General features: G+C 52.1%; 9 tRNA genes. All 9 read right to left on the bottom strand.

Features of this window, described 5'->3' with window-relative positions:
• Window position 1: 1 nt before the first annotated feature.
• Window positions 2–74 (bottom strand) — tRNA-Ala (locus FBF75_RS19570).
• Window positions 75–82: 8 nt separating this feature from the next.
• Window positions 83–159: transfer RNA gene (locus tag FBF75_RS19565), tRNA-Pro, on the bottom strand.
• 7 nt (window positions 160–166) lie between these two features.
• Window positions 167–243 (bottom strand) — tRNA-Arg (locus tag FBF75_RS19560).
• 11 nt (window positions 244–254) lie between these two features.
• Window positions 255–340: transfer RNA gene (locus FBF75_RS19555), tRNA-Leu, on the bottom strand.
• Window positions 341–352: 12 nt separating this feature from the next.
• Window positions 353–424, bottom strand: a tRNA-Gly gene (locus tag FBF75_RS19550).
• 30 nt (window positions 425–454) lie between these two features.
• Window positions 455–537, bottom strand: a tRNA-Leu gene (locus tag FBF75_RS19545).
• Between the two features lie 7 nt (window positions 538–544).
• A tRNA-Lys gene (locus FBF75_RS19540) sits at window positions 545–620 on the bottom strand.
• Window positions 621–657: 37 nt separating this feature from the next.
• Window positions 658–733, bottom strand: a tRNA-Thr gene (locus FBF75_RS19535).
• 33 nt (window positions 734–766) lie between these two features.
• Window positions 767–842, bottom strand: a tRNA-Val gene (locus tag FBF75_RS19530).
• Window position 843: the final 1 nt, after the last annotated feature.

The following is an 843-nucleotide window of genomic DNA, read 5'->3' as shown; positions in this document are numbered from 1 at the left end:
GTGGAGCCTAGCGGGATCGAACCGCTGACCTCCTGCGTGCAAGGCAGGCGCTCTCCCAGCTGAGCTAAGGCCCCATAAAAGATGGTCGGGAAGACAGGATTCGAACCTGCGACCCCTTGGTCCCAAACCAAGTGCTCTACCAAGCTGAGCTACTTCCCGATCTTAATGGCGCGCCCGAGAGGAGTCGAACCCCTAACCTTTTGATCCGTAGTCAAACGCTCTATCCAATTGAGCTACGGGCGCTTATTTTATAATGCCGAGGGCCGGACTTGAACCGGCACGGTAGTCACCTACCGCAGGATTTTAAGTCCTGTGTGTCTGCCAATTCCACCACCCCGGCGTGTATGGTATAAGCGGAAGACGGGATTCGAACCCGCGACCCCCACCTTGGCAAGGTGGTGTTCTACCACTGAACTACTTCCGCATTACAGGATTTCTTTATGTTGTTTGGCAATGCGGGTGAAGGGACTTGAACCCCCACGTCATAAAGACACTAGATCCTAAGTCTAGCGCGTCTGCCAATTCCGCCACACCCGCATGAAAATGGTGAGCCATGAAGGACTCGAACCTTCGACCCTCTGATTAAAAGTCAGATGCTCTACCAACTGAGCTAATGGCTCGCTTTTAAAGCGACTTGTCTATCTTACCATATGAAAGTGGTGCCGGCAAGAGGACTTGAACCCCCAACCTACTGATTACAAGTCAGTTGCTCTACCAGTTGAGCTACACCGGCTTTATCTATCCTAACATTATGTAAGAATAAATATGGTGGAGGATGACGGGCTCGAACCGCCGACCCTCTGCTTGTAAGGCAGATGCTCTCCCAGCTGAGCTAATCCTCCA

This window comes from Bacillus sp. S2(2019) (genome assembly GCF_005144805.1).
GTDB lineage: Bacteria > Bacillota > Bacilli > Bacillales > Bacillaceae > Bacillus > Bacillus altitudinis.
The sequence above is the reverse complement of the archived record's forward strand: the minus strand, read 5'-3'. Positions and strand labels throughout refer to the sequence as shown.